The 5,885-nt window shown below is 29.3% G+C and carries 7 protein-coding genes; 3 read left to right on the top strand and 4 right to left on the bottom strand.

The annotated features are described in order from the left end of the window. Positions 1-235 precede the first annotated feature (235 nt). Positions 236-1,618, top strand: a complete 1,383-nt coding sequence (locus tag IDG66_RS11200) for an aspartate kinase (protein ID WP_000868645.1) — start codon at positions 236-238, stop codon at positions 1,616-1,618. Between the two features lie 53 nt (positions 1,619-1,671). Here IDG66_RS11200 and IDG66_RS11195 read toward each other — a convergent pair whose 3' ends face one another. Continuing rightward, positions 1,672-2,247 carry a hypothetical protein gene (locus IDG66_RS11195; protein ID WP_001803470.1) on the bottom strand — a complete coding sequence of 192 codons (576 nt, stop codon included), beginning with the start codon at positions 2,245-2,247 and terminating at the stop codon, positions 1,672-1,674. Between the two features lie 330 nt (positions 2,248-2,577). On the opposite strand from IDG66_RS11195, the gene IDG66_RS11190 reads away from it, so the two are divergent. Continuing rightward, positions 2,578-3,432 (top strand): hypothetical protein, encoded by an 855-nt coding sequence (locus IDG66_RS11190; RefSeq protein WP_000011823.1) that lies wholly within the window; start codon positions 2,578-2,580, stop codon positions 3,430-3,432. A 142-nt stretch (positions 3,433-3,574) separates the two neighbouring features. On the opposite strand, the gene nucI is transcribed toward IDG66_RS11190, so the two are convergent. Then, complete coding sequence (gene nucI, locus IDG66_RS11185) at positions 3,575-4,108, bottom strand: thermonuclease NucI (RefSeq protein ID WP_000841351.1); 534 nt, start codon at positions 4,106-4,108, stop codon at positions 3,575-3,577. A gap of 138 nt (positions 4,109-4,246) precedes the next feature. Between nucI and IDG66_RS11180 the strand changes: the two genes are divergently transcribed. Further along, complete coding sequence (locus tag IDG66_RS11180; RefSeq protein ID WP_001027143.1) at positions 4,247-4,435, top strand: hypothetical protein; 189 nt, start codon at positions 4,247-4,249, stop codon at positions 4,433-4,435. Between the two features lie 112 nt (positions 4,436-4,547). Here IDG66_RS11180 and IDG66_RS11175 read toward each other — a convergent pair whose 3' ends face one another. Together IDG66_RS11175 and IDG66_RS11170 are read right to left on the bottom strand one after the other, a co-directional pair. Beyond that, positions 4,548-5,150 (bottom strand): response regulator, encoded by a 603-nt coding sequence (locus IDG66_RS11175; RefSeq protein ID WP_000202390.1) that lies wholly within the window; start codon positions 5,148-5,150, stop codon positions 4,548-4,550. Then, positions 5,147-5,885: sensor histidine kinase (locus tag IDG66_RS11170; protein WP_206172196.1), on the bottom strand; the 739-nt coding region annotated here is incomplete at its 5' end. The genes IDG66_RS11175 and IDG66_RS11170, both read right to left, overlap by 4 nt.

Raw genomic sequence — 5,885 nt, 5'->3', positions numbered from 1 at the left:
TCCGACAGTACCTAATCCTAATAATGCTATATTTAATTTTTTCATTTTATGTACCTCCGTTTGTGCTTTTGAGAAAAACAAATGTATTATTGAAAAACACTAGATGATAGTATAGTATAGAATTATTCTTTATTTTTGTAAAGTTCGTAATATTCAAAATATAAATACATAATATCATTCTTACTTACAAAACTGAATACAATTTTCTGATTTTTTAGAAAGGTTGGCATGCACTATGAAAGTTTCCAAATTCGGTGGTAGCTCCGTCTCCAATGCTACTCAAATTAAAAAGGTTTTAAATATTGTTAATTCTGATCCAGAGCGAAAGATTGTTATCGTTTCTGCTCCAGGTAAAAGACATGATAATGATATTAAAACAACTGATTTGTTAATCAGATTATATGAAAAGGTCATTAATCATCTTGATTATCATGATAAAAAAAGAGAAATTATTCAGCGTTATGATGATATTGTAAAAGAATTGCAAATGGATGAAAGTATTTTACGGACGATAGATGTGACTTTGGAACATTATATTAATCAATTAAAAAATGAACCAAAGAGACTATTAGATGCATTACTTTCTTGTGGTGAAGATTTTAATGCGCAATTGATAGCTTTATATAATAATAGTCAAGGTATACCAACAAAATATATATCACCGAAGGAAGCGGGTATTTTTGTTACTGACGTCCCACAAGAAGCACAAATATTAGATAGTGCTTACTCTGAAATTAAAAAATTAAGAGATTATGATGAGAAACTAATTATCCCAGGATTTTTCGGCGTATCTCATGAAGGATATATAGTTACATTTCCACGTGGCGGATCAGATATAACTGGCGCCATCATATCAAGTGGTGTTAGAGCTACAATTTATGAAAATTTCACCGATGTGTCTGGTATTTATAAAGCTAATCCAAATATCATCAAAGATCCTGAATTAATCGAAGAAATCACTTATCGAGAAATGCGTGAATTATCTTATGCTGGTTTTAGTGTTTTCCATGATGAAGCCTTACAACCACTTTATAAAGATCGCATCCCTGTGGTGATTAAAAATACGAACCGCCCTCAAGATAAAGGTACATTTATAGTGCATGATAGAGAAATAAATGCGAAAAATGTGATTAGCGGTATAAGTTGTGATAAAGATTTTACCGTTATTAATATCAAAAAGTATTTAATGAATAGACAAGTCGGGTTTACTAGAAAGATATTAGGTGTCTTAGAGGATAATAATATTTCATTTGATCATATGCCTTCAGGTATTGATACTATCAGTATCGTTATGCGTTCAAAACAAATTCAAAATAAAGAAACAAAAGTATTAAATGAAATTCGTCAAAAATGTGATGTTGATGAGCTAAGTATTGAGCATGATTTAGCAATATTAATGATTGTCGGCGAAGGTATGAATAAAGTCATCGGTACTGCAAATAAAATTACACATGCCTTAGCTGAATCAAAAATTAACTTAAAAATGATTAACCAAGGTGCTTCGGAAATCTCGATGATGTTTGGAATTCATGTAGATGATGCTGAAAAAGCTGTATTATCTACATATGAGTTTTGCTATCACGGGGTTGCATTAAAAAACTTGTGTGATAAAAACTAATATAAAAGCAATTCGTAACACATGTATTCAACTGCGTTATGAATTGCTTTTTCTTAATTATTTATTGTTCTCTGGATTGCATCCTTAATACGTTGCTCACCTACTACAAATTTTAAAATAAAAAATTGATAGTAGCTTAATGCATCTATGACTCGTTTATAATTGGAATAATGATGATACTGATGGTGTTGCATTAGATCATACATTAGAACAATCTCCGGTTTAATATAATCCACATCCCAATTTAAACTATGGAAGTATATGTTACTCTTAGGTATACGTATATTCGGATCCAATCTAAAAATCCATTCATCGTTTACTACATCATAAACGAAAATACTCATTATTGTTGTATCATCATATTGCACATAAACTTTTGCAATTTTTGAAAGTGATAAATCTTCTTTAGCTATTGCTTGATCTTGCTTATCTATGTATAGTAACGCATATGATTGCGGAATAACTTTCACAATATCACTTAAACGCTTACGTTCCACGCATATTTCAACAATAGAAGGTAATTTTAATTCATCATTTAAGAAAAGCTGCATGGCAACTTCACCGTGAAATTTAAATAATTGCGATGATGTTTTCATTAAATTGTCCACTAATTGTTCTTTAGCATTCATTTCATTCACTCTCAAATACACCTCCTAAGCAAGCGCTTTCACAAATATCATTATACATTTTAAAATTAATGAATTCAATCTTCAAAATACTATGAGTGACCTAATTCTGTCATTTAAATGACCGTTATAACATAAATTCGACATAAACTTGAATTCACGAATCTTTCACGTCATATTCATTGAACATCAATATCTGTCAGTTTATAATTTGATTATAACAATGATGAACTAAAATCAACTAATAAAAATGTGGGAAATTGAATAACAATTAATCTTTATTAATTATTATTGTATACAAAGTTAAAGAAGTCAAAAAGGATTGGTGAAAAAATGTCTTTTTATGTTGTACTTATCATTATCATTGTAGCATTAATTGGTATATTAGTTTTAAATCAAAGGTATAGTAATAGTAAAATAGATACCGAAGTTTATGCAAGAAAGCAACTTATTAAAAAGAACAAAGCATTAAGTGCAGAAAATGCTGAATTAAGAAGTCAAATGCTGAGTTCTAATAATGATGTTGGCCACCATGCATACAAAAATGCTAAAAGAGAATTACGCAAGATTTTAGATAGCTATCTCGAAAATGGTAAATTAAAATATTACGATATTATCGTTACAAGCAATTTAGCTACTAAACATCCGTTTTTCGAGTATGCACGTTCATTTGATTTTATCATTGTTTCAGATATCGGTTTAATAAACGTTGATGTAAAAAGCTGGGGTGAAAAAACATTTTATCACTTTGATGTACCTGATGAGCATGATACAGAAATAAGCAATAGTAATATTGAAAAAGTTGTCGGTCATTACATTAGCCAGCAATATCATGATCAGTTTAATTCATCAAGAAAGTCTATCTATACTTTTACAGAAACAGTTCAACCAAATCGTGTTATTTATGATTTTTATGATTATGATCCGTATCAATTAGCAGCAAATAATGCGAAAGCATTAAAGGATCATATTGAACAAAACTTTAACTTTAAAGTCCAAAGTACCGGTGTTATTTACTTTAGTGATGGTACAGTTAATATCATTCAAGGTTCTGAAGAAAGAGATAAATATGTTGATACAGTTTCAACAAAATCTTCGTTACGACGTATTATTAGCGAAGCCATAGAGCTATCTAAACACCCTTTAAATAAAGAACAGGTTGATCAAATCACAGCTATATTCAAGTAAAATCAAAGGCATAATAATCCATTACGCTCGATACGCACTATGGTTATTATGCCTTTAAATTATTTCTATATATAAATTTATGGTAATAATAAATCGATGCTTCAAGTATATTTTACTTTAATATATATAATCACCTATTTAATTATTTACTCCAAATATTTAATTTCTGTTGTTTAGCTTTATTTTGTGCTTCTATAAATACATTTCTATATTTGCCATTTGGTGAAAAATACTTCTCTCTAGCAAGTCCCTTTTCCACTAATTCCTTATTGTACATACGATCTTTACTTATCCATACATACGCCAATGTTCTACCATAGCGATCTTGTTTTTCTTTATCATATTCTAAATAAACATCTTGATTTGTTAATGTCTTCTTACTATAATTTGATGCTTCTTTGCCAAATGGTTGTACAGGCGTATTCGGTTTCACCGTTTCTGGCGTATCAACCCCTATAAGCCTAACTTTAATTTCTTTACCATTTTGATTTGCAATAAATGTATCACCATCCACAACTCTTTGAACATGTACTTTATCTTTACCATTTAAATCTTGTACAGTTTCATGATTCGTCCCCTTTTTGAAAGGACCCGTATGATTCATAAATTGAAATGCTAATACACCTACAATAATGATGGCTACCACAATCATAGCAAGCGATTTATTTGACTTCATATTGCCACCTACTTCTCTTTTTTCATTCCGATTAATCATATAAAAGTTAAGAAATATCGTCAATAGCCATATCTACATATTTCAATATTTTGGAAAGCTATAGCATGATATAATGTTATTGTTAAGGAGTGAAAATAAATGAACATTTCAAATGAAAATACAGTCACATTAATTGCAGTAATTATCGCAATTATCATTGGTATTTTCCTACAAATATTTTTCAAATTACCATTAATAGTGACGGCAGTACTATCTATTTTATTGGGTATCTTTGTAGGCTTTATCGTTTACTTGATTGTTTCGTTTTATAATAAGCGAAAAAATTAGTTAACAAATCTAAATTGCGAGTACCAAAATAAAAGTATTGAGTAAGATTTTGATTATTGACTCACTTTCCAAGTCTCTTAAATCAAAACACTCAATACTTTTTTGTTTGTATTTAGATCCAGCCTTTTTCATTTGCCTTTTTCCAAGCATCAAAACGATTATCTGCAAATAATTTATCAATTATAACAGATGTATAATTTCTAACTGTTCCATCTGTCAAAAATAATTTTTCACTTATTTCTTTACTACTTAAACCATTGCCAATTTCCCTTAATACAATTTGTTCTTTGGGCGTTAATGGGTTTTTATCTACAAAAAATGAAGTCATCAATGTGGCGCTATATTCTTTCTCTCCGTTATTTACTTTATTAATGGTTTCCACCAATTCTTCTATAGAACGTTCTTTTAAAACATATGCATCCACATCATTCACAACTGCTTTTTCAAAGTATCCCGGTCTTTTAAAAGTTGTTACAATAATCACTTTAATATTCAAATGCTTTTTTCTAATTTCCGCTAAAACTTCAAGTCCAGTCATGCCTGGCATTTCTATATCTAAAATAACAACGTTAGGATTATATTCTTCAATAAGTTTCATTGCATCGAGACCATTATCAGTATCTGCTAAAATTTCAAAATCACCATGTAGTTTAATTAATTGAACCATTGCCTGTCGTAACATATTTTGATCTTCTGCAATAATTAAAGATGTCATGCTATTCCTCCTGTTGAGATTTCAATGATTATTTTAGTTCCATTTGTTGAGTCGACTGCTAAAGTTCCATTTAAATGTTGTACACGCTGTGAAATACTTTTCACCTCACAATCACTATCGATACCTTTGCCATCATCTTCAATCATAAGCAGTAATTTATGATTGTTTACAGTTTTTAATTTACCATGAACTTTTGAAGCATTTGCATGTTTAATAACATTATTTATCGCTTCACGCGTAATCATAACTAACATAGATTGTTTAGTAGGACTTAATACTTGCGCTAATTCTTTATTTTCAAATGTAAAATCAATATCAGCATCTTTTAAAACTTTACGTATACTATCAATCTCTTCAATAAATGATGGTAATTTTACATCATCAATAATTTCTCGAACTTTGTTCAATGATTCACGAGATAATTTATTAATTGCTAATAATTCAGCTTTTACTTTTTCTACATCAGCATCTATTAGTTTATAAGCTAATTCTGATTTTAATGATAAACTTGCAAACACATGCCCTAACGTATCATGTAAGTCTTGACCAATTCTATGTCGCTCTTGTTCAGCAATTAATGTATTAATATGTCTATTTTTTTCTGCTATTTCTTTTTGATATTCACGGTTTTTCATTTTTTTAAAATTATCTAGCATTATTAACGATATAACGACATAATAAACCATCATTGCAACAAAATAGTTGTTATACAATAAGTACGTTATTATTGTACAT

It is taken from the genome of Staphylococcus sp. EG-SA-18 (assembly GCF_017151825.1).
GTDB lineage: Bacteria > Bacillota > Bacilli > Staphylococcales > Staphylococcaceae > Staphylococcus > Staphylococcus aureus.
This window is presented reverse-complemented; position numbering and strand designations above follow the sequence as displayed.